Origin of the sequence: Blastococcus xanthinilyticus, assembly GCF_008124835.1 — a bacterium.
GTDB classification, from domain to species: Bacteria; Actinomycetota; Actinomycetes; order Mycobacteriales; family Geodermatophilaceae; genus Blastococcus; species Blastococcus xanthinilyticus.
On the sequence record NZ_VNHW01000002.1, the window covers coordinates 239,832 to 263,307 of the forward strand.

The 23,476-nt window shown below is 74.7% G+C and carries 23 protein-coding genes; 19 read left to right on the top strand and 4 right to left on the bottom strand.

The features are described 5' to 3' along the window. Positions 1-99 precede the first annotated feature (99 nt). From BD833_RS04075 to sucD, 4 genes are all read left to right on the top strand, one after another. Entirely contained in the window at positions 100-1,011 is a 912-nt protein-coding gene (locus tag BD833_RS04075) for a hypothetical protein (RefSeq protein ID WP_166531845.1), read from the top strand. 42 nt (positions 1,012-1,053) lie between these two features. Continuing rightward, the gene (icmB, locus tag BD833_RS04080; protein WP_208092319.1) at positions 1,054-1,464 is read left to right on the top strand and encodes a coenzyme B12-dependent isobutyryl CoA mutase small subunit; all 411 of its coding nucleotides are present in this window, start codon (positions 1,054-1,056) and stop codon (positions 1,462-1,464) included. Positions 1,465-1,578: 114 nt separating this feature from the next. Further along, positions 1,579-2,739, top strand: coding sequence for an ADP-forming succinate--CoA ligase subunit beta (sucC, locus tag BD833_RS04085; protein ID WP_166531846.1), 1,161 nt, complete (start codon positions 1,579-1,581; stop codon positions 2,737-2,739). Between the two features lie 31 nt (positions 2,740-2,770). Next, positions 2,771-3,649 (top strand): succinate--CoA ligase subunit alpha, encoded by an 879-nt coding sequence (sucD, locus tag BD833_RS04090; RefSeq protein ID WP_166531847.1) that lies wholly within the window; start codon positions 2,771-2,773, stop codon positions 3,647-3,649. A 1,119-nt stretch (positions 3,650-4,768) separates the two neighbouring features. Here the strand turns inward: sucD and BD833_RS23440 are convergent. Then, positions 4,769-4,891, bottom strand: a complete 123-nt coding sequence (locus BD833_RS23440; protein ID WP_424945165.1) for a pentapeptide repeat-containing protein — start codon at positions 4,889-4,891, stop codon at positions 4,769-4,771. A 201-nt stretch (positions 4,892-5,092) separates the two neighbouring features. Here BD833_RS23440 and BD833_RS04100 point away from each other — a divergent pair, with 201 nt between their 5' ends. From BD833_RS04100 to BD833_RS04115, 4 genes are all read left to right on the top strand, one after another. After that, positions 5,093-6,280 carry a cell division protein PerM gene (locus BD833_RS04100; RefSeq protein WP_166531848.1) on the top strand — a complete coding sequence of 396 codons (1,188 nt, stop codon included), beginning with the start codon at positions 5,093-5,095 and terminating at the stop codon, positions 6,278-6,280. A 74-nt stretch (positions 6,281-6,354) separates the two neighbouring features. Further along, a complete protein-coding gene (purN, locus tag BD833_RS04105; RefSeq protein WP_166531849.1) occupies positions 6,355-6,978 on the top strand; it encodes a phosphoribosylglycinamide formyltransferase in 624 nt (207 codons plus the stop codon). Continuing rightward, entirely contained in the window at positions 6,978-8,528 is a 1,551-nt protein-coding gene (gene purH, locus BD833_RS04110; RefSeq protein ID WP_166531850.1) for a bifunctional phosphoribosylaminoimidazolecarboxamide formyltransferase/IMP cyclohydrolase, read from the top strand. The genes purN and purH overlap by 1 nt, the downstream gene beginning before the upstream one ends. A gap of 11 nt (positions 8,529-8,539) precedes the next feature. Next, complete coding sequence (locus BD833_RS04115; protein ID WP_166531851.1) at positions 8,540-9,172, top strand: pentapeptide repeat-containing protein; 633 nt, start codon at positions 8,540-8,542, stop codon at positions 9,170-9,172. Here the strand turns inward: BD833_RS04115 and BD833_RS04120 are convergent. Continuing rightward, the gene (locus tag BD833_RS04120; RefSeq protein ID WP_166531852.1) at positions 9,169-9,666 is read right to left on the bottom strand and encodes a hypothetical protein; all 498 of its coding nucleotides are present in this window, start codon (positions 9,664-9,666) and stop codon (positions 9,169-9,171) included. The genes BD833_RS04115 and BD833_RS04120 overlap by 4 nt on opposite strands. A 95-nt stretch (positions 9,667-9,761) precedes the next feature. Between BD833_RS04120 and BD833_RS04125 the strand changes: the two genes are divergently transcribed. From BD833_RS04125 to BD833_RS04150, 6 genes are all read left to right on the top strand, one after another. Next, positions 9,762-10,631 carry a bifunctional methylenetetrahydrofolate dehydrogenase/methenyltetrahydrofolate cyclohydrolase gene (locus BD833_RS04125; RefSeq protein ID WP_166531853.1) on the top strand — a complete coding sequence of 290 codons (870 nt, stop codon included), beginning with the start codon at positions 9,762-9,764 and terminating at the stop codon, positions 10,629-10,631. A gap of 79 nt (positions 10,632-10,710) precedes the next feature. Further along, entirely contained in the window at positions 10,711-11,010 is a 300-nt protein-coding gene (locus BD833_RS04130) for a DUF3017 domain-containing protein (protein WP_166531854.1), read from the top strand. Between the two features lie 48 nt (positions 11,011-11,058). Then, a complete protein-coding gene (gene mdh, locus BD833_RS04135; RefSeq protein ID WP_166531855.1) occupies positions 11,059-12,012 on the top strand; it encodes a malate dehydrogenase in 954 nt (317 codons plus the stop codon). A gap of 81 nt (positions 12,013-12,093) precedes the next feature. Further along, entirely contained in the window at positions 12,094-13,308 is a 1,215-nt protein-coding gene (locus tag BD833_RS04140; protein ID WP_166531856.1) for an NADP-dependent isocitrate dehydrogenase, read from the top strand. Positions 13,309-13,534: 226 nt separating this feature from the next. Further along, on the top strand, positions 13,535-14,437 hold the full coding sequence (locus BD833_RS04145; protein WP_166531857.1) for a DUF559 domain-containing protein: 903 nt from the start codon (positions 13,535-13,537) through the stop codon (positions 14,435-14,437). A gap of 142 nt (positions 14,438-14,579) precedes the next feature. Further along, positions 14,580-15,908, top strand: a complete 1,329-nt coding sequence (locus BD833_RS04150) for a hemolysin family protein (RefSeq protein WP_166531858.1) — start codon at positions 14,580-14,582, stop codon at positions 15,906-15,908. Positions 15,909-15,914: 6 nt separating this feature from the next. On the opposite strand, the gene galE is transcribed toward BD833_RS04150, so the two are convergent. Beyond that, entirely contained in the window at positions 15,915-16,871 is a 957-nt protein-coding gene (gene galE, locus BD833_RS04155; protein WP_166531859.1) for a UDP-glucose 4-epimerase GalE, read from the bottom strand. 41 nt (positions 16,872-16,912) lie between these two features. On the opposite strand from galE, the gene hisC reads away from it, so the two are divergent. The 4 genes from hisC to BD833_RS04175 all read left to right on the top strand — a co-directional run bounded on the left by hisC (position 16,913) and on the right by BD833_RS04175 (position 20,652). After that, positions 16,913-18,022 (top strand): histidinol-phosphate transaminase, encoded by a 1,110-nt coding sequence (gene hisC / locus BD833_RS04160; RefSeq protein ID WP_243737433.1) that lies wholly within the window; start codon positions 16,913-16,915, stop codon positions 18,020-18,022. A gap of 82 nt (positions 18,023-18,104) precedes the next feature. Beyond that, the gene (gene trpS, locus BD833_RS04165; protein ID WP_166531861.1) at positions 18,105-19,127 is read left to right on the top strand and encodes a tryptophan--tRNA ligase; all 1,023 of its coding nucleotides are present in this window, start codon (positions 18,105-18,107) and stop codon (positions 19,125-19,127) included. Beyond that, complete coding sequence (locus BD833_RS04170) at positions 19,124-19,690, top strand: 2'-5' RNA ligase family protein (protein WP_166531862.1); 567 nt, start codon at positions 19,124-19,126, stop codon at positions 19,688-19,690. The genes trpS and BD833_RS04170 overlap by 4 nt, the downstream gene beginning before the upstream one ends. Beyond that, the gene (locus BD833_RS04175) at positions 19,645-20,652 is read left to right on the top strand and encodes a YihY/virulence factor BrkB family protein (RefSeq protein WP_243737434.1); all 1,008 of its coding nucleotides are present in this window, start codon (positions 19,645-19,647) and stop codon (positions 20,650-20,652) included. The genes BD833_RS04170 and BD833_RS04175 overlap by 46 nt, the downstream gene beginning before the upstream one ends. On the opposite strand, the gene BD833_RS04180 is transcribed toward BD833_RS04175, so the two are convergent. Then, positions 20,546-21,889, bottom strand: a complete 1,344-nt coding sequence (locus BD833_RS04180) for a D-alanyl-D-alanine carboxypeptidase family protein (protein ID WP_166531863.1) — start codon at positions 21,887-21,889, stop codon at positions 20,546-20,548. The genes BD833_RS04175 and BD833_RS04180 overlap by 107 nt on opposite strands. 261 nt (positions 21,890-22,150) lie before the next feature. Here BD833_RS04180 and BD833_RS04185 point away from each other — a divergent pair, with 261 nt between their 5' ends. Further along, on the top strand, positions 22,151-23,200 hold the full coding sequence (locus BD833_RS04185) for a BMP family lipoprotein (protein ID WP_166531864.1): 1,050 nt from the start codon (positions 22,151-22,153) through the stop codon (positions 23,198-23,200). Positions 23,201-23,476 lie beyond the last annotated feature (276 nt).

A 23,476-nucleotide genomic window follows, 5' to 3' on the forward strand; every position in this document is an offset into this window, starting at 1 on the left:
CGCGACGTCCGAGCCGGGACCGACCGAGCCCGGGCCACCGCCCGCCGCACCACCGTCCCGGCGGCTCCGCGGCCGACGCCGGAGGTCGGGAGCGACCGCGTGGTCATCGGTACCGTGCCGGCCCTGGTGCCCGTCTGCGGCGCGCTGCTGGTCCTGGCCGGCGTGTTCGGCGCCGCGGCGGTCGTGCCGACCTACCTCGTCGTCGGCGGGGAGGAGCTGCGCCTGGCGCGTGGCGTCTGGAGCGCGCTGGTGGCCCTGCTGGTGCCGGCCGTCCACGTGGCCGTGGGCGCCACCCTGCTGCGCCGGGCGGTGCCCAAGTTCGGGCTGGCCTACGCCGCCGTGACCGGCGCGCTCGCCGTCGGCCAGCTGCTCATCGAGATCTACCGGGGGAGCAGCTCGACCTCCCGGCCGGGCGTGGAGGTGCTGGCCGGTGAGCGGGTGCTGACCAGCGGCGTGCAGATCGGCGCCGGCTGGGTGCTCGGCGTCGTCGCGCTCGGTCTTGCGGTGCTGGCCGGCGGAGTGGGGATGGCCGCCTGGGGCCGGACGGTGATGGAGGACCGCGGCGCGCTCGACCCGGTGCGCTCGCTGCTGGCCGGCACCGCCGTCCTGCTCGGGGTGGCCGCCGCGCTGTGCCTCGCGCTCCCCGCCGCCGACGTCCCCGACGAGCTCCGGACCGACCCGGCGACGGGGCTGCAGACCGTGGTGACGCGGGAGGGGCCGCAGGCGCTCCTGGAGCGGCCCGGGCTGGCGCTCCTGGGCGGCCTCCTGCTGGCCGGCGCGCTGCTGCTGTGCTCGGTCGTCGCGCCGTCCCTGCGGCCGCGGCTCGGCGCGGTGGGCGGGCTCCTGGCGGTCGCCGTGACCGTGTTCGGCGCCGGGCTGGGCGGCCTGCGGGACGCCGTCGTCTCCGACGACCTGGACTGGACCGTGCCGGGCATGGGGCTGGTCCTCGTGGGCCTGGCGCTGCTCGGTCTGACCGCCGCCGCCTGGCGGGCGCGGAGGTCGGCGACGTGACCGGTGCCACTTCCGGGCCGCCGCACTCCTAAGCTTCGGTCCGTGGTGGACGAACGCATCAGGGTGGTCATCGCCAAGCCGGGGCTCGACGGGCACGACCGCGGGGCGAAGGTGGTCGCGCGGGCGCTGCGGGACGCCGGTATGGAGGTCGTCTACACCGGCCTCCACCAGACGCCGGAGCAGATCGTCGAGACGGTGGTGCAGGAGGATGCCGACGCCGTCGGGCTGTCGGTGCTCTCCGGGGCGCACATGACGCTGTTCACCCGCCTCACCGAGCTGCTGCGCGAGCGGGGCGTCGACGACGTCGTGGTCTTCGGCGGCGGGATCATTCCCGAGGAGGACGTACCGGAGCTCCGGCGGATCGGCGTCGCCGGCGTCTTCACCCCCGGCGCCACGACGACCGACATCGTCGACTGGGTGCGCGCGCACGTGGGCGAGTCGGCGGAGGCGTAGCCCCCGGTTCCTGCCGCCGAGGGGTGAGTCGGGCTGTGATGCGGCCCACGACCGACGCCTGCGGTGAGCGCCCGGGGCAGCGGTGTGCCGACGAGCGGGCTACGGTGCCTTTTCGTGGATCTCTTCGAGTACCAGGCCCGTGACCTGTTGGCCTCGCACGGTGTCCCCGTGCTCCCCGGTGGCGTCGCCGAGACGCCCGAGCAGGCGGAGGCGATCGCCCGCGAGATCGGGCAGACCGTCGTCGTCAAGGCCCAGGTGAAGACCGGCGGCCGCGGCAAGGCGGGCGGTGTGAAGCTCGCCGACAACCCCGACGACGCCAAGGCGCGCGCCCAGGACATCCTCGGGCTGGACATCAAGGGCCACATCACGCAGCGCGTGATGGTCGCCCAGGCCAGCGACATCGCCGAGGAGTACTACTTCTCCTACCTGCTGGACCGCTCCAACCGCACCTTCCTGGCCATGGCCAGCGTCGAGGGCGGCGTGGAGATCGAGCAGCTCGCCGTCGAGCGCCCCGAGGCGCTGGCGCGCATCCCGATCGACGCCAGCGTCGGCGTGGACACGGCGAAGGCCGCCGAGATCGTGGACGCCGCCGGGTTCGCCCCCGAGGTCCGCGACCAGGTCATCGCCATCGCCGTCCAGCTCTGGGACGTCTTCGCCAAGGAGGACGCCACGCTGGTGGAGGTCAACCCGCTGGCCAAGGCTCCGGACGGCACCGTCCTGGCCCTCGACGCCAAGGTGACCCTCGACGAGAACGCCGGCTTCCGGCACGCCGAGCACACCGCCCTCGAGGACGCCGCCGCGGCCGACCCGCTCGAGGCGCGCGCCAAGGAGAAGGACCTCAACTACGTCAAGCTCGAGGGCGAGGTCGGGATCATCGGCAACGGTGCCGGCCTGGTCATGAGCACCCTGGACGTCGTCGCCTACGCCGGCGAGGAGTTCGGCGGCGTGCGCCCGGCGAACTTCCTCGACATCGGTGGCGGCGCCTCCGCCGAGATCATGGCCAACGGCCTGGAGATCATCCTCTCCGACCCTGCGGTGAAGAGCGTCTTCGTCAACGTCTTCGGCGGGATCACCTCCTGCGACGCCGTCGCCAACGGCATCGTCGCCGCCCTGAAGCAGCTCGGCGACCAGGCCACCAAGCCGCTGGTGGTCCGCCTCGACGGCAACAACGTGGAGGAGGGCCGGCAGATCCTCGCCGACGCCAACCACCCGCTGGTCACCGTCGAGGACACGATGGACGGCGCCGCGCGCCGGGCCGCCGAACTCGCCGCCTGATCGCCGCCCCGACTCCCGACAGGACACCAGAATGTCGATCTTCCTCAACGAGAACAGCAAGGTCATCGTCCAGGGCATGACCGGCTCCGAGGGCAGCAAGCACACCTCCCGCATGCTCGCCTCCGGCACCGCGATCGTCGGCGGCGTCAACCCCCGCAAGGCCGGCACCAGCGTCGACTTCGACGGCACCAGCGTGCCCGTCTTCGGCAGCGTCGCCGACGCCATGAAGGAGACCGGCGCCGACGTCAGCGTGATCTTCGTGCCGCCGCCGTTCGCCAAGGCGGCCATGATCGAGGCCGTCGACGCCCAGATCGGGCTCGCCGTCACCATCACCGAGGGCATCCCGGTGCACGACTCGACCTACGTCTGGGCGCACGCCCAGGGTGGCTCGACGCGCCTGATCGGCCCGAACTGCCCCGGCCTGATCAGCCCCGGGCGCAGCAACGTCGGCATCATCCCGGCCACCATCACGAAGCAGGGCAAGATCGGCCTGGTCAGCAAGTCGGGCACGCTGACCTACCAGATGATGTACGAGCTGCGGGACATCGGTTTCTCCACCGCGATCGGCATCGGTGGCGACCCGGTCGTCGGCACCACGCACATCGACGCGCTCCAGGCGTTCCAGGACGACCCGGAGACCGAGGCCATCGTGATGATCGGTGAGATCGGTGGCGACGCCGAGGAGCGCGCCGCCGACTTCATCAAGGCCAACGTCACCAAGCCGGTCGTCGGCTACGTCGCGGGTTTCACCGCCCCCGAGGGCAAGACGATGGGCCACGCCGGCGCGATCGTGTCCGGCTCGGCCGGCACCGCCCAGGCGAAGAAGGAGGCCCTGGAGGCCGCCGGTGTGCGCGTGGGCAAGACCCCGTCGGAGACGGCGAAGCTCATGCGCGAGATCGTCGGCGGCTGAGCAGGGGCTCTCCTTCCCCGCACCTCCGCACTGCCCGGTGACCACGCCTGTGGTCACCGGGCAGTCGTGCTCTCCGGGCAGGACCCGCCGTTGCGGCCCGGGAGCCCCACCCGCGACGATCGTCGGGCACCCGCCCCGTTCTCCGAGGAGATCCCCGTGACCGCCAGCCAGCCCCCGCAGCCGCCCGAGGGTGGTCCGGAGCCATCCGCAGGGGCGTCGCAGCCAGCCGGGGCGTCGCAGCCACCCGGGTCGCCGCAGCAGCCGGGCGCCGGCCGGCCGGGGAACACCGCGCCCCCTGGCTACGGGCCGCCGCAGTACGGCCAGCCGCCCTACGGCCAGCCTGGGTACGGGCAGCCGCAGTACGGGCCGGGCGCCTACGGCCAGCCGCCCTACGGGCAGCAGTACGGCCAGCCGCCCTACGGCCAGCCCGGGTACGGGCAGCCGCAGTACGGGCAGCCGCAGTACGGGCAGCCGCAGTACGGGCAGCCCCCGTACGGCCAGGCTCCGTACGGGCAGCAGTACGGCCAGCCGCCCTACGGCCCCCCGGGGTACGGCGGGCCCTACGGCCCGCCGCGTCCGCGGCCGGCCGGCGGTGGCGCCGAGTTCTCCTTCGACCCCAAGCGGCTCACCCGCAGCGACTTCGGCGTGGCCGGGGGCACCCTGCTCTTCCTGCTCCTGGGCCTGCTGCCGTGGTGGCGGTTCGGTGACGCGACCTTCGGCGTGACCTTCCAGGGCCTGGACGACGGCACGGTGGTGTCGGCGTTCGTCCTGTTCCTGCTCGCCACCGGGTGGGCGCTGCTGCCCGCGTTCGTGCGGACGACCCCCAGCTTCCCGCGCTCGTCGGTGACCACGGGCCTCGCCGGCCTGGGGCTGGTCCTGACGCTGTTCGCCTGGCTGGACACGCTGCGCTACGCGTTCTCCTTCTGGGCACTGCTGGCCTTCCTGACGGCGGTGGGCATCACCGCGATCGCCGTCGTCACCCTGCGCCGGGAGCTCCGGGACCGTCCCGCGCGGCCCAGCCCGCCCCCGCCCGGTTACTGGCCGGGCGCGGCGGGGCCGGGACAGCCCTACGGCTACCCGGGCCAGCAGCCCTACGGAGCCCCGGGAGCTGCACCGTGGTCACCGCAGCCTCCGCCGGCCTACGGGCAGCCTCACCCCGGGCAGCCCCACCCCGGTCAGCACGGTGCCGGTCAGCACGGTGCCGGTCAGCACGGTGCCGGTCAGCACGGTGCCGGTCAGCACGGTGCCGGCCAGCAGGGTCAGGGGTGGCCCGGCCCGGGCGGGCCCGCGGGTCGGGGTGGCGCCCCGGCCGACCCGCCGGGCGCTACGGAGAGCGAGCGTCCCCGCACGGACACCTGACCCCGGCCGGGTGCGCCCGACACGCCGGGGGCGGCTCCGGCGGGTGCGCGCCCACGGGCCGGAGCCGCTTGCGAGAGTGGAGGGGTGGCCTCCCTGCTCGCACGCCTGCCCCTCCGGCGGGACGCCGGGGCAGCCGTGCGGTCCGCTCCCGTCGCGGTCGGAGCGGCGGCCGCCGTCACCGTCGCCGGGCTGGTCGGGCTGGGCCTCGCGCTCGTCGTCGTCCAGACGCTGGACCCCGGCGGCGGCATGTCGGTCGGCGCGTCCGGCCGGCTCGCCGGGCAGCTGTGGTTGCTCGCGCAGGGCGCCGAGCTGCGGTTGCCGTCCGGCCCGCTGGTGCTCGCGCCGCTGCTGCTGACGCTGCTGGTGGCCCGCGGCCTGGTCTGGGCCGGCCGGGTGGCCGTCCGGGTGCTCGACGACGACGCCGGAGGGGGGCGCGTGCTCCGCGCGGCCGGGGCGGTCGTCGCCACGCACCTGGCGCTCACCTGGCTGCTCGCGCTGGCCGTCGGCGACGAGGCGGCCGGGATCGGCTGGCTGCGCACGGTGCTGGTCCCGAGCGGCCTGGCGCTGCTCGCGGTGGCCTGGGGAGCGGGCCGTGAGTCGGGGCTGGTGGACACCGCCCTGGACCGGCTGCCGGAGGTCGTCCGACCGGTGTCCCTCGGTGTGCTCGCCGGCCTCCTCGCCGCGCTCGCCCTGGCGTTCGTCGTCGTCGCCGTCGCGGTGGCCAGCGACGCCGCCGGCTACGCGGCGCTGTCGGGGTCGCTCGGCGGCGCCGGCGCGGGCGCGGTCGGGCTGCTGGGCCTCGGCGTCCTCCTCCTGCCGAACGCGGCCGCCGCCGTCCTGGGGCTGGCGGCCGGCCCCGGCTTCTCCGTGGGCAGCGGCACGCTCGTCTCCGTCCACGGCGTGACCCTCGGATCCGTGCCGGCCCTGCCGCTGCTGGCCGGGCTGCCGGACACCCAGGCGGTGCCGCTGGTCGCGTTCGTCTCCCAGGCGGTCCCCGCCGTGGCCGGGCTCGTGGCCGGGACGACACTGGCCCGCCGCCTCGCGCCGGGCTCCGGCGGATCGGTGGTGGCCGGCCTCGCCGGGCTGCTCGCCGGCTCCCTCCTCGGGCTGGCCGCGGGCGTGCTGGCGTGGACCGCCGGCGGCTCGCTGGGCGACGGTGCGCTCGCGCAGGTCGGCGCGCCACCGGTGGCCACCGGCATCGCGTTCGCCGCGCAGGCCGGCATCGCCGCGGCCCTGGCGGCGGCGGTGACCCGCTGGCGGGCCCGGGGCTGACCACGGTCCCGTCGAGAGGTCCGCGCCGAGCCTGCGGGGCGGGCGGGCGACGGGGTCCTTATAGGGTCGGGGGCGTGCCAGCCGACGAGCCCTCGCACCGGGCCAGGCTCGTCGTCCTCCTCTCCGGCACCGGATCGCTGTGCGCCGCCCTCCTCGACGCGACCGACGACCCGGCCTACCCGGCCACCGTGGTGGCCGTGGGCGCCGACCGGGACGCCGCCGGCCTCGAGCACGCCCGCCGGCGCGGGGTGCCGACCTTCGTCTGCGCCCTCGGCGACTCCCCGGACCGGGCCGCGTGGGACCGTGCGCTCGCCGCCCGGATCGCCGGCTTCGCGCCCGATCTGGTCGTCTCGGCCGGTTTCATGAAGATCGTCGGCCCCGCCGTCCTCGCGGCGTTCGGGGGCCGGCTGATCAACACCCACCCGGCGCTGCTGCCGGCGTTCCCCGGTGCCCACGCGGTGCGCGACGCGCTCGCCGCCGGCGCGCAGGTCACCGGGTCCACCGTGCACCTGGTCGACGCCGGGGTCGACACCGGGCCGGTCCTGGCCCAGCGCGAGGTGCCCGTCCGCCCCGGGGACGACGAGACGAGCCTGCACGAACGCATCAAGACCGTGGAGCGCGAGCTCCTGGTGGGGACGGTGGCGCAGCTCGTCACCGACCCCCCGACCAGCCCGTCCCAGAGCAGGAAGAGCCCCTGATGAGCGACCGCAGCCCCATCCGCCGTGCCCTGCTGGGGGTCTACGACAAGACCGGGATCGAGGAGCTGGCCCGTGGGCTGGCCGCCGCCGGGGTCGAGCTGGTGAGCACCGGCGCCACCGCCCGCCGCATCGCCGACGCCGGGATCCCCGTCACGCCGGTCGAGCAGGTCACCGGGTTCCCCGAGTGCCTGGACGGGCGGGTCAAGACGCTGCACCCGGCCGTGCACGCCGGCATCCTCGCCGACCGGCGCCTCCCTGCGCACGTCGCCCAGCTCGAGGAGCTCGGCATCGCGGCCTTCGACCTCGTGGTCGTCAACCTGTACCCGTTCACCGAGACGGTGGCCTCCGGGGCCAGCACCGACGAGTGCGTCGAGCAGATCGACATCGGCGGGCCGGCGATGGTGCGGGCGGCGGCGAAGAACCACCCGTCGGTCGCCGTCGTCGTCGACCCGGCGCGCTACGGCGACGTCCTCGCCGCGGTGACCGCCGGCGGGTTCACCCTCGCCGAGCGGCAGGGGCTCGCGGCCGCCGCCTTCCGGCACACCGCGAGCTACGACATCGCCGTCGCGTCGTGGATGGGCAGCGTGCTCGCCCCCGAGGGGACGACGGACTTCCCGGCGTGGGTGGGCGGCAGCTGGGAGCGCGCGGACGTGCTGCGCTACGGCGAGAACCCGCACCAGGCGGCGGCGCTGTACCGCGCCGAGCGGCCCGGGCTCGCGCACGCCGAGCAGCTGCACGGCAAGGAGATGTCCTACAACAACTACGTCGACACCGACGCCGCCTGGCGGGCCGCCCACGACCACGACGAGGCGTGCGTGGCGATCATCAAGCACGCCAACCCCTGCGGCATCGCCGTCGGCGCCGACATCGCCGCGGCGCACCGCAAGGCGCACGCCTGCGACCCGGTGTCGGCGTTCGGCGGGGTCATCGCCGCCAACCGCGAGGTCGACCTCACGATGGCCGAGCAGGTGGCGGAGGTCTTCACCGAGGTGCTGGTCGCCCCGTCGTTCACCGACGACGCGGTGCGGGTGCTGACCGGCAAGAAGAACATCCGGCTGCTCCGGCTGCCGCACCTGCCCGACGCCGGCCCCGAGCTCCGCCCGATCAGCGGCGGGCTGCTGCTGCAGACCCGCGACCGCATCGACGCCGCGGGCGACGACCCGACCACCTGGCGGCTGGCCACCGGTGAGCCGCTGGACGCCGCCGGCCTCGACGACCTCGTCTTCGCCTGGCGGGCGGTGCGCGCGGTGAAGAGCAACGCGATCCTGCTGGCGCACGACCGGGCCACCGTCGGCGTCGGCATGGGCCAGGTCAACCGGGTCGACTCCGCGCGCCTGGCCGTGGCCCGGGCGGGCGAGCGGGCCGCCGGGGCGGTCGCCGCCTCCGACGCGTTCTTCCCGTTCGCCGACGGGCTGCAGGTGCTCCTCGACGCCGGGGTGCGTGCGGTCGTGCAGCCCGGGGGATCGGTGCGCGACGAGGAGGTCGTCGCCGCGGCCGCGGCGGCCGGCGTGCCGCTGTACCTGACCGGCACCCGCCACTTCGCCCACTGAGCGGCGGCACGGTGATCAGCACCCGGCCGCACGTCGGGCCGCCGGAGGCCGGCGCCGTGGTGGAGGACGAGGACTTCGCGCGGGTCGACTGGTGGGGGGCCGAGCTCGACGGGGTCACCTTCACCCGCTGCCGGTTCGACGACGCTGGGCTGGAGGAGCTGGTCACCCGGCGCTGCGTGTTCGACCAGTGCGTGCTCACCGGCGTGCGGATGGCCGGCGCCCGGCACCTGGGCTCGGCGTTCCTCTCCTGCCGCTTCGACCGGGCCCGGCTCATCGACGTCACCTGGGCGGGCTGCAAGCTCACCGGCTCGCAGTTCCCGGGCGCGCAGCTGCGGCCGATGACGGCGACGGACTGCGACTGGAGCTACGCCGCGCTGCGGGGGGCGGACCTGTCCGGGCTCGACCTGTCCGGGCAGCGGTTCCGCGACGCCGACCTCACCGACGCCGACCTGCGCGAGTGCGACCTCACCGGCGCCGACCTGGACCGCGCGCGGCTGCAGGGCGCCAAGCTGCGGGGCACCGACCTGCGCGGCGCCTCGACCGACGAGGTCAACTGGCGGGCGTTCGACCTCACCGGCGTCCGCCTGGACCTGGCGCAGGCCGTGCAGTTCACCCGCTCCCACGGCGCCCTGGTCGGCGACTAGCGCGGGTACCGCGGCCCGGTGAGCAGCGCCTTGAGCGAGCCGAGCAGCCCGAGGGCGGCGACGGCGACGGCGCACCAGAACCCGGGCGCGACGCCCGCGACGTCCCAGCCGGCGTCGGCCAGCAGGGCCAGCACGGCGGCGGTGACGATCCCGCTGACCACCAGCGCGACGAGCCCCAGGAAGCGGTGGGTGCGCGCGGGCAGCCACAGCAGGATGCCCAGCACCAGCAGCACGCCGCCGCCGAGGACGACGGCGAGCGGGCGCCAGCCGCCGGCCTCGAACATGCTGCCGAAGTCCTCGAACTCGTCGCGCACCAGCGTCCAGCCGCTGGCGTCGCGGTCGCGCAGCCACTCCGGCAGCAGGCTGATGGCGGCGGCGATCCCGGCGAGGATGAGCAGCAACCCGCCCAGGCTCTCCGGGCCGCGGAAGGCCACCGGCCGGTCGGAGTAGACCGGCGCCGTGGCGCCGGTCGGGGGCTGTTCGCGCTGCGTCATGCCGCACCTCTCGCACGGGCCGGGTCGGGGCACCCGCCACCACGACCCTAGGGCCGCACCAGCCCCGGCGGCATCCCCTCCGGCACACTGTCGACGTGCCCGCGACGATCCTGGACGGCAAGGCCACCGCGGCGGCGATCCGCACCGAGCTCGCCGGGCGGGTGGCCGCCCTGGCCGCGGCCGGCCACCGCCCGGGCCTGGGCACGCTGCTGGTCGGCGACGACCCGGGCAGCCGCTGGTACGTCGGCGCCAAGCACTCCGACTGCGCCCAGGTCGGCATCGCGAGCATCCAGCGCGAGCTGCCGGCCACGGCCACCGGGGCCGACGTGCTCGCCGTGGTCGCCGAGCTCAACGCCGACCCGGCGTGCACCGGGTACATCGTCCAGCTCCCGCTGCCGGCGGGCATCGAGGAGAGCGCCGTCCTGGAGGCGATGGACCCGGCCAAGGACGCCGACGGGCTGCACCCGGTCAACCTCGGCCGCCTGGTGCTGAACGTCCCCGGGCCGCTGCCGTGCACGCCGGTGGGGATCGTGGAGCTGCTCCGCCGCTTCGACGTGCCGATCGCCGGGGCGGAGGTCGTGGTCGTCGGCCGCGGGATCACCGTCGGGCGCCCGCTCGGCCTGCTGCTCACCCGCCGGACGGAGAACGCCACGGTCACCCTCTGCCACACCGGCACGCGGGACCTCGCCGCGCACGTCCGTTCCGCCGACGTCGTCGTCGCAGCGGCCGGGGTGCCCGGGCTGATCAACGCGGACATGGTCAAGCCCGGGGCCGCCGTCCTGGACGTGGGCGTCAGCCGGGTCGACGGGAAGATCGCCGGGGACGTCGCCCGCGACGTCGTGGACGTCGCGGGGTACGTGGCGCCGAACCCCGGCGGCGTGGGGCCGATGACCCGGGCCATGCTGCTGCAGAACGTGGTGCTCGCCGCCGAGCAGGCGGCGGCGCTCGAGGCGCTCTCGGCCTGAACGGGACCGAGCTTGCGAGGTCACGCATGAGCAGAGCACGCAACGGCACGTGGCCGACGAGCGCCGGCGAGGAGGACGCGTGACGCGTCCGCCGCTCTACGTCCGCCGCCCGTTCCTCGCCGGGCTGGTGCGGCAGCTGCCGCTGCTCGCCGTGCTGCTGGTCGTCGGCGTCGGGCTGCTGCTGGTCACCTTCGAGCACTGGCGGTGGGGGCTGGTCGTCGTCGGCCTGGCGCTGGTCGGCGCGGCCCTGCTGCGGCTGCTCCTGCCGGTGCGGCGGGTGGGTTTCCTCGCCGTCCGCAGCCGGCCGGTCGACGTCGTCCTCCTCGCCGTGGTCGGCGTCGTGCTGACCGCCGTCGCGCTGGCCATCCCCGGTGGGTGAGCGGACCCCCGGCAGCGCGGTCCGGCGACCAGCGCTAGGTTGACGGCCATGGCGAAGCAGCCCAGGAACGGCAAGGTCACCGTGGTCGGTGCCGGTTTCTACGGCTCCACCACCGCGCTCCGGCTGGCGGAGTACGACGTGTTCGAGACCGTCGTGCTCACCGACATCGTGGAGGGCAAGCCCGAGGGGCTCGCGCTGGACATCAACCAGTCGCGGCCCATCGAGGGGTTCGAGACCGAGGTGATCGGGGTCGGCGGCGGCTCCTACGAGGGCACCGAGGGGTCCGACGTCGTCGTGATCACCGCCGGCCTCCCCCGCAAGCCGGGCATGAGCCGCATGGACCTCATCGAGACCAACGCCGGCATCGTCCGCCAGGTCGCGGAGAACGTCGCGCGCACCTCGCCAGACGCCGTCGTCATCGTCGTGTCCAACCCGCTCGACGAGATGACCGCGCTGGCGCAGCTGGCCACCGGCTTCCCGCACCAGCGGGTCATGGGCCAGGCCGGGATGCTCGACACCGCGCGCTTCACCAACAACGTCGCCGAGGAGCTCGGCGTCCCCGTCGCCTCGGTGCGGACGCTGACGCTGGGCTCGCACGGCGACACCATGGTGCCGGTGCCCTCGCGCTGCACCGTCGACGGCAAGCCGCTGGCCGACGTGCTGGCCGCCGACCGCATCGAGCACCTGGTCACCCGCACCCGGAACGGCGGCGCCGAGGTGGTCGCGCTGCTCAAGACCGGGTCGGCCTACTACGCACCGTCCGCCGCGGCGGCCCGCATGGCCCGCGCGGTCATCGACGACTCCGGCGCCGTCATGCCGGTGTGCACCTGGGTCGACGGCGAGTACGGCATCTCCGGGGTGTACCTGGGGGTGGAGGCCGAGATCGGGCGCGGAGGCGTGCGGCGCGTCGTCGAGAGCGACCTCTCGGAGGACGAACTCGCGGGCCTGCGCGAGGCGGCCGAAGCGGTGCGGGCCAAGCAGGCCGACGTAGCCGACCTCTGAAGAAGGACCCCACTGCCCCTCACCGTTCGCACGTCCGCGGCGGGGCCCTGCAGCGGGGCCATGACTGCACAAGGAGAACCTGTGAGCAAGATCAAGGTCGAGGGCACCGTCGTCGAACTCGACGGCGACGAGATGACCCGGATCATCTGGCAGTTCATCAAGGACCAGCTGATCCTCCCGTACCTCGACGTCAACCTCGAGTACTACGACCTCGGCATGGAGCACCGCGACGCCACCGACGACCAGGTGACGATCGACTCCGCCAACGCCATCAAGAAGCACGGCGTCGGCGTCAAGTGCGCCACCATCACCCCCGACGAGGCGCGGGTCGAGGAGTTCGGGCTGAAGAAGATGTGGCGGTCCCCGAACGGGACGATCCGCAACATCCTCGGCGGCGTCATCTTCCGCGAGCCGATCATCATGCAGAACGTGCCGCGGCTGGTGCCGGGCTGGACCAAGCCGATCATCGTCGGCCGGCACGCCTACGGCGACCAGTACCGCGCCACCGACTTCAAGTTCCCGTCGGCGGGCCGGCTGACCGTCACCTTCACCCCGGACGACGGCTCGGAGCCGATCGAGCACGAGGTGTTCCAGGCGCCCGGCGCCGGTGTCTCGCTGTCGATGTACAACCTCGACGACTCGATCCGCGACTTCGCCCGCGCCTCGCTGAACTACGGGCTGGCCCGCAAGTACCCGGTCTACCTGTCCACGAAGAACACGATCCTCAAGGCCTACGACGGCCGGTTCAAGGACATCTTCGAGGAGACCTTCCAGGCCGAGTTCAAGGACAAGTTCGCCGAGGCCGGCATCACCTACGAGCACCGGCTGATCGACGACATGGTCGCCGCCTCGCTCAAGTGGGAGGGCGGCTACGTCTGGGCCTGCAAGAACTACGACGGTGACGTGCAGTCCGACACCGTCGCGCAGGGCTTCGGCTCGCTCGGCCTCATGACGTCGGTGCTCGCCACCCCGGACGGCCGCACGGTCGAGGCCGAGGCCGCCCACGGCACGGTGACCCGGCACTACCGCCAGCACCAGCAGGGCAAGGAGACCTCGACCAACCCGATCGCCTCGATCTTCGCCTGGACCCGGGGCCTGGCCCACCGCGGCAAGCTGGACGGCACCCCCGAGGTGACCCGGTTCGCCGAGACGCTGGAGCGGGTCTGCGTCCAGACCGTCGAGAGCGGCCAGATGACCAAGGACCTCGCGCTGCTCATCTCCAAGGACCAGCCGTGGCTGAACACCCAGGACTTCCTGGCGGCCATCGACAGCAACCTGCAGAAGGCCATGGCCTGACGCTTGGCCTGACGCTTGGCCTGACGCTTGGCCTGACACCGGCCTGAGCACCTCGCGCCGGCCCCCTCGCCCACCCGGGTGAGGGGGCCGTCGTGCGTCCGTCCCCGGTACCCGACGAGTTCGGGGAAGGTGCACGCCGATCCGGCGTCCGGGCAGCACGTTCCCGGAACTGGCGGCCTGTGGATGGCGCCCGCGCGCGGCACCACCTCCCGGGCACGCTGAGGCCATGCCCCCGCCCCGCCGCCCGGAGCAGCTGCGCGGGCGGGTGTTCCGGAAGCGGGACGTCCTGTCCCGGGGACTGCTGACGGCGGGGGAGCTGCGCAGCTCGGCCTGGCGGCGGCTCTTCCGCGGGGTGTACGCCGACGCGGCGCTGCCGCTGACCGTGGGTCTGCGGGTCACCGGCGCCGCGCTGCTGTGCCCACCCGGGGCGGTGTTCAGCGGCCGTACCGCGGCGCACCTCCTCGGCGCGACCGCGCTGGCCGACGTCGGCATGCCGGTGGAGGTCACGGTCGACCCGGCCGGGCGGTTCGGGCCGGTGACCGGCCTGCGCATCCGCCAGGCCGCGCTCGCACCCGGTGACGTCGTGCGCGTCGGGAGTCGGCGGTGCACCTCGCCCGTCCGCACCGCCCTCGACATCGCCCGGACCGAGCCACTGCTCGACGCGGTGCCGGCGCTCGACGTGCTCCTCGCCGATGGGGTCGTGGCGCACCCCGAGCTGCGGCAGGCGGCCGCGGACCTCGGCGGCGCACGAGGCTCCCGGCGCGCGGGGCGGGCGGTGGAGCTGGCCGACCTGCGGGCCGAGTCGCCACCGGAGTCCCGGGTGCGCGTCCTCCTCGCCCTCGGCGGGCTCGCGCCCGTTCCGCAGTTCGTCGTGCGCGACGCGGCAGGCGGCTTCGTGGCACGAGTCGACCTCGCCTTCCCCGACGCCCGGCTGGCCGTCGAGTACGACGGGGCGTGGCACGCCGAGCCAGGGCAGTTCGCGAAGGACCGCCGCCGGCTCGACCGGCTGGTCGCCATCGGCTGGACGGTCCTCCACGTCACCGCCGCGGACCTCCGGGACCCGGTGGCGCTGGTGGCCCGGATCCGGGCCGCGTACCGGCGCTGCACGATCGGGGAAGGTGCACGCTGATCCGGCGTCCGGGGAGCAGGTTCCCCGCACGTGCGGGCCGGGGCGGGACGCCGTGCCGCAACCCGGGGCCCCAGTGGGCAGCGTGGACCGGGCACCATGGATGCGTCCGCCCGCACCGCCAACCCCGAGGAGCACGCCGCCGGTGAGCGACGTCTGGCTCAACATCGTCATGGTCGTCGTCTTCATCATGATCGGTGGTGCCTTCGCGGGCGCCGAGATCGCCCTGGTCTCCCTGCGGGAGTCCCAGGTGCGCGCCATGGGGGAGCAGGGCGGCCGCCGGGGTCAGGCGGTGCAGAAGCTGCTCAAGGACCCGAACCAGTTCCTGGCCGCCGTGCAGGTCGGGGTCACCCTGGCCGGCTTCTTCTCGGCCGCCTTCGGTGCCAGCACGCTGTCGGCGCCGCTGGCCGACTGGCTGGAGTCCCGCGGGACGAGCGAGGGGCTGGCCGGCACGCTCGCGCTGGTGCTGGTCACCATCGCGATCAGCTACGTCTCCCTCGTCGTCGGTGAGCTGACCCCCAAGCGGCTGGCGCTGCAGCGGGCGGAGGGCTTCTCCCTGCTCGTCGCCGCGCCGCTCAACGCGATCGCCCGGCTCTCCCGCCCGGTCATCTGGCTGCTGTCGAAGTCGACGAACGGCATGGTCCGGCTGCTCGGTGGTGACCCCAAGGCAAGCGGCGAGTCGATCAGCCAGGAGGAGCTGCGCGACCTGGTGGCGGCGCACGAGTCGCTCAGCAGCGACGAGCGCCGGCTGATCGACGAGGTGTTCCGGGCGGGGGAGCGCGAGGTGCGCGAGGTCATGACACCGCGCACCGAGGTGCAGTTCCTCGAGGCGTCGACGACCGCCAGCCGGGCGGCCAAGCTGGTCGCGGAGTCCAACTGGTCCCGGTTCCCGGTCGCCGGGCGCGACCAGGACGACGTCGTCGGTTTCGTGCACGTCCGCGACCTGTTCCTGCCCAACCACCCGGCCGGGCGGGCGGCGACCGTGGGGGACCTCGCCCGCGAGGTCACCCGGCTGCCCGGCACCGCCGGGGTCCTCACGGTGCTGAGCGAGATGCGCCGGGAGAACCAGCACCTGGCCATCGTCGTCGACGAGTACGGCGGCACCGACGGCATCGTGACCCTGGAGGACCTCATCGAGGAGGTCATCGGGGAGATCTACGACGAGTACGACGAGGAGGTCGCCCCGGAGGCGCGGCAGTCCCCGGACTCCCCGCGCGAGGTGGACGGCCTGCTCAACCTGGACGACTTCACCGAGGCGACCGGCCTGGAGCTGCCCGACGGGCCGTACGAGACCGTCGCCGGGTACGTCCTGGCCGAGCTCGGCCGGCTGCCGGAGGTCGGGGACGCGGTGGAGACCCAGGGCCGCACCCTGTCGGTGCTGGAGCTGGACGGACGGCGGATCGCCCGGCTGGTGGTCAGCCCGCCGCCGGCGGAGGCCCCGGAGGGCGAACCGGACGGCCGGACGGCGGGCTGAGCGGGTCTAGCGGCGGGCGTTCGCCGCGTCCCAGGCGTCGCGGACGATGCCGACCAGGTCGGTGTGCTTCGGCGTCCAGCCCAGGTCGGTGCGGATCCGGTCGCTGGCGGCCACGAGCTGGGCGGGGTCGCCGGCCCGCCGCTCGCCGACGGTGACCGGGATCGGGTGCCCGGTGACCTCGCGGGCGGCCTCGACGACCTGCTGCACGGAGAAGCCGGTGCCGTTGCCCAGGTTGTAGATCCGGTGCTCGCCGGCGGCCGGGGCCGGCAGGGCCAGCAGGTGGGCGTCGGAGAGGTCCTCGACGTGCACGTAGTCGCGGATGCAGGTGCCGTCGGGGGTGGGGTAGTCCTGCCCGTAGACGGTCAGCGACTCGCGCTGCCCCGCCGCCACCTGGAGCGCGATCGGGATGAGGTGGGTCTCGGTGGCGTGCCGCTCGCCCAGGCCGTAGGCCGCCCCGGCGACGTTGAAGTACCGCAGGCTGACCGCCGCGAAGCCGTGCGCGACGGCGTAGGACGTGAGCATGTGGTCGACCGCGAGCTTCGAGGCGCCGTAGGTGTTCGTCGGCCGGGTCGGGGCGTCCTCGCGGATCGGCACCGCGTCGGGCTCGCCGTAGGTGGCCGCGGTGGAGGAGAAGACGATCCGCCGGCAGTCGACCGCCCGCATCGCCTCGAGCAGGGCCAGGCTGCCGCCCACGTTGGTGTGCCAGTAGTCCTCCGGCTGCTGCTGCGAGACCCCGACGAGGCTCTTGGCGGCGAAGTGCAGCACCGCCTCGGGCCGGACGTCGGCGAGCACCGGCGCCGAGTCGTGCAGCCCGACCTGCGCCAGCGTGGCGCCCTCGGGCACCGCGTCGGCGTGCCCGGTGGAGAGGTCGTCGAGGACGGTGACCTCGTGACCGTCGGCCAGCAGCGCCGCCGTCACTACGCTGCCGATGTAGCCGGCTCCGCCGGCGACGAGTACGCGCATGGGCCCACCCTATGAGGGCGGCCGGAGTGGTGGAGGATCTCGTGGTCAGTGCCCGACCTGCGGTGCAGTCGCTCCCGGCCTACCGGCCCGGGCGCAACCCGGCCGACCTGGCGCGCGAGATCGGCGTGCCACGGGCGGTCAAGCTGGCCAGCAACGAGGTGGCGTTCCCGCCGCTGCCCGCCGTCGTGCAGGCGGTCGCCTCGGCCATGACGGAGTGCAACCGCTATCCGGACAACGGGGCGGTCGTCCTCACCCGGGCGCTGGCCGACCGGTACGGCGTGCAGCCGGAGCAGGTGGCCACCGGGTGCGGCGCGGTCGCCATCTGCCAGCAGCTCGCCCAGGCCTACAACGACCCGGGCACCGGCCTCGCCTTCGCCTGGCGGTCGTTCGAGATGTACCCGCTGCTGGCCCGGGTCGCCGGGGCGCGGGCGGTGCAGGTACCGCTGGTGCCGGGCCGCGACGGCGGGGCCCCCGACACCCACGACCTCGACGCGCTGGCCGCCGCGGTCGACGGCACCACCCGGCTGGTCTTCGTCTGCAACCCGAACAACCCCACCGGGACGGCGGTGCGCCGCCGCGAGATGGAGCGCTTCCTCGACGCGGTGCCGGCGGAGACGCTGGTGGTGCTCGACGAGGCCTACCGCGAGTTCGTCACCGACCCCGACGTCCCCGACGGCGTGGAGCTGATGCGCGGTCGGCCGAACGTCGCGGTCCTGCGCACGTTCTCCAAGGCCTGGGGGCTGGCGGGCCTGCGGGTGGGCTACCTGCTGGCCGAGGACCCGGCGGTGGCCGCCGCCGTCCGCAAGACGCACCTGCCCTTCAGCGTGGGCATGGTCGCGCAGGCGGCCGCGGTCGCCGCGCTGGGCAGCGAGGACGAGGTGCGGGTCCGGTGCGCCGCGGTGGTCGCCGAGCGCGACCGGCTGACCGCCGCCCTGCGCGACCGGGGCCTGCCGATCGCCGACAGCCAGGCCAACTTCGTGTGGCTGCCGGTGGGGGAGCGGACGGCGGAGCTGGCCGCGGCGCTGGAGGCCCGCGCGGTCATCACCCGCCCGTTCGCGGGCGAGGGCATCCGGGTGACGGTCGGCACGCCCGAGGAGGACGACGTCTTCCTCGCCGCCCTGGACGACGCCCTGGCCGCCGCGGCGCCGTGACCAGCCCCGACCGGGCGCCCCTTCCCCGGACGGGGGAAGCGGACGGGGGAGGTCGGAACGGACCTCCGCCGCGGCTGGTTTGATGGCCGACGTGGCTCTTCCCCGTGTGCTGTCCGGCATCCAGCCGACGGCCGGCTCCTTCCACCTCGGCAACTATCTGGGTGCGCTGCGGCAGTGGGTCGACCTCCAGGACTCCGCCGAGGCGTTCTACTGCGTCGTCGACCTGCACGCGATCACGGTGGCGCAGGACCCCGCGGAGCTGCGGCGCAACACCCTGACCTCGGCCGCCCAGCTGCTCGCGCTCGGCGTCGACCCGTCGCGCAGCGCGCTGTTCGTGCAGAGCCACGTGCCCGAGCACGCCCAGCTCGGCTGGGTGATGCAGTGCCTCACCGGCTTCGGCGAGGCCAGCCGGATGACCCAGTTCAAGGACAAGAGCCAGCGGCAGGGCTCGGCCAACACCACCGTCGGGCTGTTCACCTACCCGGTTCTCCAGGTGGCCGACATCCTGCTGTACCAGGCCGCGCGCGTGCCGGTCGGGGAGGACCAGCGCCAGCACCTGGAGCTGACCCGCGACCTCGCCGTCCGGTTCAACAGCCGGTTCGGCGACACGTTCACCGTGCCCGAGGCCTTCATCCCGCCCGGCGCGGCGAAGATCCTGGACCTGCAGACCCCCGAGAAGCAGATGAGCAAGAGCCTCCCGGGGGCGGGCTGCGTGTTCCTGCTGGACGAGCCGAAGGTGACCGCGAAGAAGATCCGCTCGGCGGTCACCGACACCGGCCGGGAGATCGTCGCCGACCCCGCGGGCAAGCCCGGCGTCACCAACCTGCTGACCATCCACAGCGCGCTGTCCGGGCGGACCGTGGCCCAGCTGGAGCAGGACTTCGCGGGGCGGGGGTACGGCGACCTGAAGAAGGAGCTCGCCGAGGTGGTCACGGACTTCGTGACGCCGGTCCAGGAGCGGACCCGGGAGCTGCTCGACGACCAGGCGGAGCTGGAACGGATCCTCGCCGCCGGTGCCACGCGCGCCCGGGAGGTCGCGGCCGCGACGCTGGCCCAGGCCTACGACCGGGTCGGGTTCCTGCCACCGGCCGGGTCGCGGGCATGAACGACGACACCTTCGTCGCCCGGCGCCCCGCGCCGCCGGAGACCGCGGTGCTCGGCGTCATCGTGCCGATCCCGGAGCCGTGGGCGCAGCTGCTGGTCGAGTGGCGGGCCAAGGTCGGTGATCCGCAGGCGCGGATCGTGCCGCCGCACGTGACGCTGCTGCCGCCGACCGAGGTGGCGTGCAGCGACCGCGCCGCGATCAGCGCCCACCTGCGGTCGGTCGCCGCTTGCCACCCGCCGTTCGACATGCACCTGGCCGGCACCGGCACGTTCACGCCGGTGTCCGAGGTGGTGTTCGTGGCGGTGGCCCGCGGCATCGGCCACTGCGAGCTGCTGGCCAACGACGTCCGCCGGGGGCCGCTCGAGCGGTCGCTGTCCTTCCCGTACCACCCGCACGTCACGGTGGCCCACGACGTCGAGCCGGACATGCTCCAGCTGGCCTACAGCGGTCTGCAGGAGCTCTCCGCGGAGTTCCGCGTCGAGCACTTCACCGAGTTCGAGCAGACCCCCGAGGGGGCGTGGACGGTGGCCCGGGAGTACCCGCTGACCGGTCCGCCGCGCTGAGCGACGCCAAGGGCTGGCCGGCCCGGATGTGGGACCGCGTCGGCGCGACCGCCGACGCCGCCCGCCGGCGGTCGCCGTGGCTGGACCACCTGGCCCGCGCCGGCGGCCGCTACCAGCGGACGCAGGGCGACCTCATGGCCGCGGGCGTCACCTACTTCGCCTTCCTGGGCCTGTTCCCGGTGCTGATGCTGGTCGCCTCCGTCATCGCGCTGGTCCTGGCGGGCAACGAGCTGCTCCAGCAGGAGCTCTACGCGGCCATCCGGGAGGCGTTCCCCGGGTCCACCGGCCGGGACATCGTCGCCGACCTGCGGTCGGCGGTCGGCTCCGCGGGGGTCGTCGGCGTCATCGGCCTGGTCGGCTTCCTCTACGCCGGCCTCCGGGCGATCGACAAGCTGCGCGTCGGCATGGAGCGGATCTGGAAGGGCCACGCCGACGAGCCGGAGTTCCTCCGCGACAACCTGCAGGACGTCGTCGCGCTGATCGTGCTCGGGGCGGTCGGCCTGCTCAGCCTGGGTCTCACCGCGGTGGCCACCTGGGCCACCGCCTGGCTGCTGGACCTGCTGGGCCTGCAGGACGCCCCCGGCCTCGCCGTGGTCACGGCGGTCCTCAGCCTCGCGCTGGCCTTCGCCGGCGACGTCGTGGTCTTCCTCTGGCTGCTCAGGGTGGTGCCCTCCACGTCGCTGCCGGTGCGCCGGCTGCTGCCCGGGGCGCTGTTCGGTGCGGCCGGGTTCGAGGTGCTCAAGCTGATCGGGAACCTCTACCTGACGCTGATCTCCGGCAGCGTGACCGCCTCGGCCTTCGGCGGCGCGGTCGGCATCCTGGTGTGGATCAACGTCGTCTTCCGGTTCGCCTTCTTCACCGCCGCCTGGACCGCCAGCTCGGCCGCGGCGCAGGACGCCGCCCCGGCGGAGCCGCCGGCCCGGTCGGACGAGGACGCCGGCGCCGGACCAGCCACCGGCTGACCACCGCCCCGACCGCGGCGGCCGCGGCCAGCCCCGCGAGGCCCACCGCCGTGCCCGGGGCCGCGTCGTCGGCCGGTCCGGCCGCCACCGGCGGGGCGGCCATCGGCCCGGCGGCCACCGGCCCGGCGGCCGGCGTCCGGACCGGGCTGGGAGTGGCCGGCGTCCGGACGAGGTCGGCCGGGCGGACCAGCCGGCCCACCCCCGGGGTGCCCGCGGGGACGGCGAAGCCCCAGTCCAGCAGCAGGGCGGCCTGGTCGGCGGCGCGCAGCGGCACGTTCTCGGTGTCGAGCACGCTGACGACCAGCCGCCGCCCGTCGCGCTCGGCGGCGGTGACGAAGGTATGCCTGGCCGCGTCGGTGAACCCGGTCTTGCCGCCCAGGTTGCCGGGGTAGGCGCGCAGCAGCGGGTTCTGGTTCTGGATCTGGTAGCCGAGGGAGCGGCCCTCCACCGGCGGCATGTCGGCCGTGGGCGTGGCCAGCACACCGGCGGCGACGGGGTGCTCCAGCAGCGCCCGGAAGATCAGCGCCAGGTCGTAGGCCGACGACGACTGACCGGCGACGTCGAGCCCGGACGGCGTGCCGGCGACGGTGTCGAACGCGCCGAGGTCGGCCGCGGTCCGGTTCATCTCGGCGAGGGTGGCCGCGTCACCCCCGGCCGCCCGCGCCAGCGCGGAGGCGGCGTCGTTGCCCGACTGGAGCATCAGCGCGGTGAACAGCAGCGGTACCGGGTAGCGGCCGCCGTCGACCAGCCCGACCCGGCTGCCCTCCACCTGCTCGTCGGCCACCGTGCCCACCACGACCTCCGCCGGGTCCAGCCGGTCGACCAGCGTGAGGAAGGTCAGCGTCTTCAGCGTGCTGGCCGGGTAGTGGCGGCCGTGCGGATCGCGGCCGCCCAGCACCGCGCCGGTGCCGGCGTCGGCGACCAGCCAGGAGGACGCGGCGAGGCCGTCGGGCAGCGGCGGGGCGGCCTCGGCGACGACCACGCCCCGGGTGCGCAGCCGGTCCCCGCCCACCGTGCTGCCGTCGGGTGCGCTGCCCCGGGGCGGCAGGCCGGTGCGCGGGGCGGTCGGCGTCGGAGCGGCGAGGTCGACGGTCGGGCGCGTGGGTGCGGTGGCCGGTGCGGTGGGAGCCGCGGTGGGTGTCGCGCCCGCCGGTTCGGCCCGCGCCGCACCCGTCGCGGGGAGCGCGAGCGCCACCGCCACGGCCGCGGCGGTCGCCGCCCGCCGTGGTCGTCCCATGCCGCCGAGGCTAGGCGGCCAGTGACGACCGCCACCGCCCGCGGGTGCGGGCGACCCCGATCGGAGGACCCTTCGCAACGATCGGGTCTCAGTCCGCCGCAGACGTTGCTGCCCCCGTGATGCGCGCGGTTAGCGTCCGGGGGTCGTGCACCGTCGACCCGCTCGCCGCGGGACCCCGGGCACGCGGAAATCACCCCCGGGAGGCGCCGCCGTGTGGCGCGTTCTCCCCCCAGAGAGGAGATCGTCTTGCGCCGAGCGCGGATGACGAAGGCTGCGGCACTGCTGCTGGCCGGCGGCCTGGCCCTCACGGCCTGTGCCAGCGACGAGGAGCCCGCCGCTGACGGTGGCGACACCGGCGGCGGTGCCGCGGCGGACGCGCCGAAGATCGGCCTGGCGTTCGACACCGGCGGCGAGGGCGACCGCTCGTTCAACGACTCGGCCGTGGCCGGTGTCGAGGCGGCGATCGAGGCCAACGGCGGCACCGTCGCCAAGCTGAGCCCCAACGACGACGGCTCCAACCGCGCCGACCTGCTGACCCAGCTGGCCGACCAGGGCTACGACCCGATCATCGCCGTGGGCTTCGCCTACAGCGATGTGATCGGTGACATCGCCGAGCAGTACCCGGACGTCACCTTCGCCCAGGTCGACGGCGCGGTGGAGGACGCGGGCAGCCCGGAGAACCTGACCGGTCTGCTCTTCGCCGAGGAGGAGGGCTCCTTCCTCGCCGGCGTCGCCGCGGCGACGAAGACCGAGGCCGACCACGTCGGTTTCGTCGGCGGTGTGGAGACCCCGCTGATCCAGAAGTTCCAGGCGGGCTTCGAGGCGGGTGTCGAGGCGGTCAACCCGGACATCCAGGTGGACTCGCAGTACATCTCGCCGGCCGGTGACTTCTCCGGGTTCAACGACCCGGCCCGCGGCAAGATCGTCGCGCAGGGCATGTACGACGCCGGCGCCGACATCGTCTACCACGCCGCCGGCGGCTCGGGCATCGGCGTCTTCCAGGCCGCGGCCGAGTCCGGTGGCCGGGCCATCGGCGTCGACTCCGACCAGTACCAGACGGTCGACGACCCGGCGCTCCAGGCCGTGATCATGACGTCGATGCTCAAGCGCGTCGACAACGCCGTGGAGCAGTTCATCGGCAACTACGTCGAGGGTGACGTCGCCGGCGGCGAGAACCAGCGGTTCGACCTGGAGAGCGAGGGCGTCGGCCTGTCCACCAGCGGTGGCTTCATCGACGACATCCAGGACGACCTGGACACCTACCGCGAGCAGATCATCAGCGGCGACATCGAGGTCCCGACGACCCCGTGACGCCCGGTGCGGGTCCGCTCCGGCGGACCCGCACCGATGGTGGGCCCCGACGGCGGGTCCGGGTCCCCACCCGGGCCCGCCGTCGTCGCGCCGGGGGTGCCGGACCCGGGAGCGCGGGGCCGGTCTCCCCGGCGGCCGGGGAGTGCGAGATCATGCGGCACGTCGTCCGCAGCGAGCCCTCCGACCGGCCGCACCGGGGACGACGCCGATCCGCGGGGGCCGACCGTTCCCGCGAGGACTGAGCAGACGTGCGCCGCGCACCCGCGGCCGCACACG

What these genes read in the sequence shown, in the direction of transcription:
- BD833_RS04120 (WP_166531852.1), bottom strand. Translation starts at nt 9,666, where the DNA reads ATGACGCAGCGCGAACAGCCCCCGACCGGCGCCACGGCGCCGGTCTAC.
- galE (WP_166531859.1), bottom strand. Translation starts at nt 16,871, where the DNA reads ATGCGCGTACTCGTCGCCGGCGGAGCCGGCTACATCGGCAGCGTAGTG.
- mdh (WP_166531855.1), top strand. Translation starts at nt 11,059, where the DNA reads ATGGCGAAGCAGCCCAGGAACGGCAAGGTCACCGTGGTCGGTGCCGGT.
- sucD (WP_166531847.1), top strand. Translation starts at nt 2,771, where the DNA reads ATGTCGATCTTCCTCAACGAGAACAGCAAGGTCATCGTCCAGGGCATG.
- purH (WP_166531850.1), top strand. Translation starts at nt 6,978, where the DNA reads ATGAGCGACCGCAGCCCCATCCGCCGTGCCCTGCTGGGGGTCTACGAC.
- BD833_RS04145 (WP_166531857.1), top strand. Translation starts at nt 13,535, where the DNA reads ATGCCCCCGCCCCGCCGCCCGGAGCAGCTGCGCGGGCGGGTGTTCCGG.
- trpS (WP_166531861.1), top strand. Translation starts at nt 18,105, where the DNA reads ATGGCCGACGTGGCTCTTCCCCGTGTGCTGTCCGGCATCCAGCCGACG.
- BD833_RS04185 (WP_166531864.1), top strand. Translation starts at nt 22,151, where the DNA reads ATGACGAAGGCTGCGGCACTGCTGCTGGCCGGCGGCCTGGCCCTCACG.
- BD833_RS04180 (WP_166531863.1), bottom strand. Translation starts at nt 21,889, where the DNA reads ATGGGACGACCACGGCGGGCGGCGACCGCCGCGGCCGTGGCGGTGGCG.
- BD833_RS04170 (WP_166531862.1), top strand. Translation starts at nt 19,124, where the DNA reads ATGAACGACGACACCTTCGTCGCCCGGCGCCCCGCGCCGCCGGAGACC.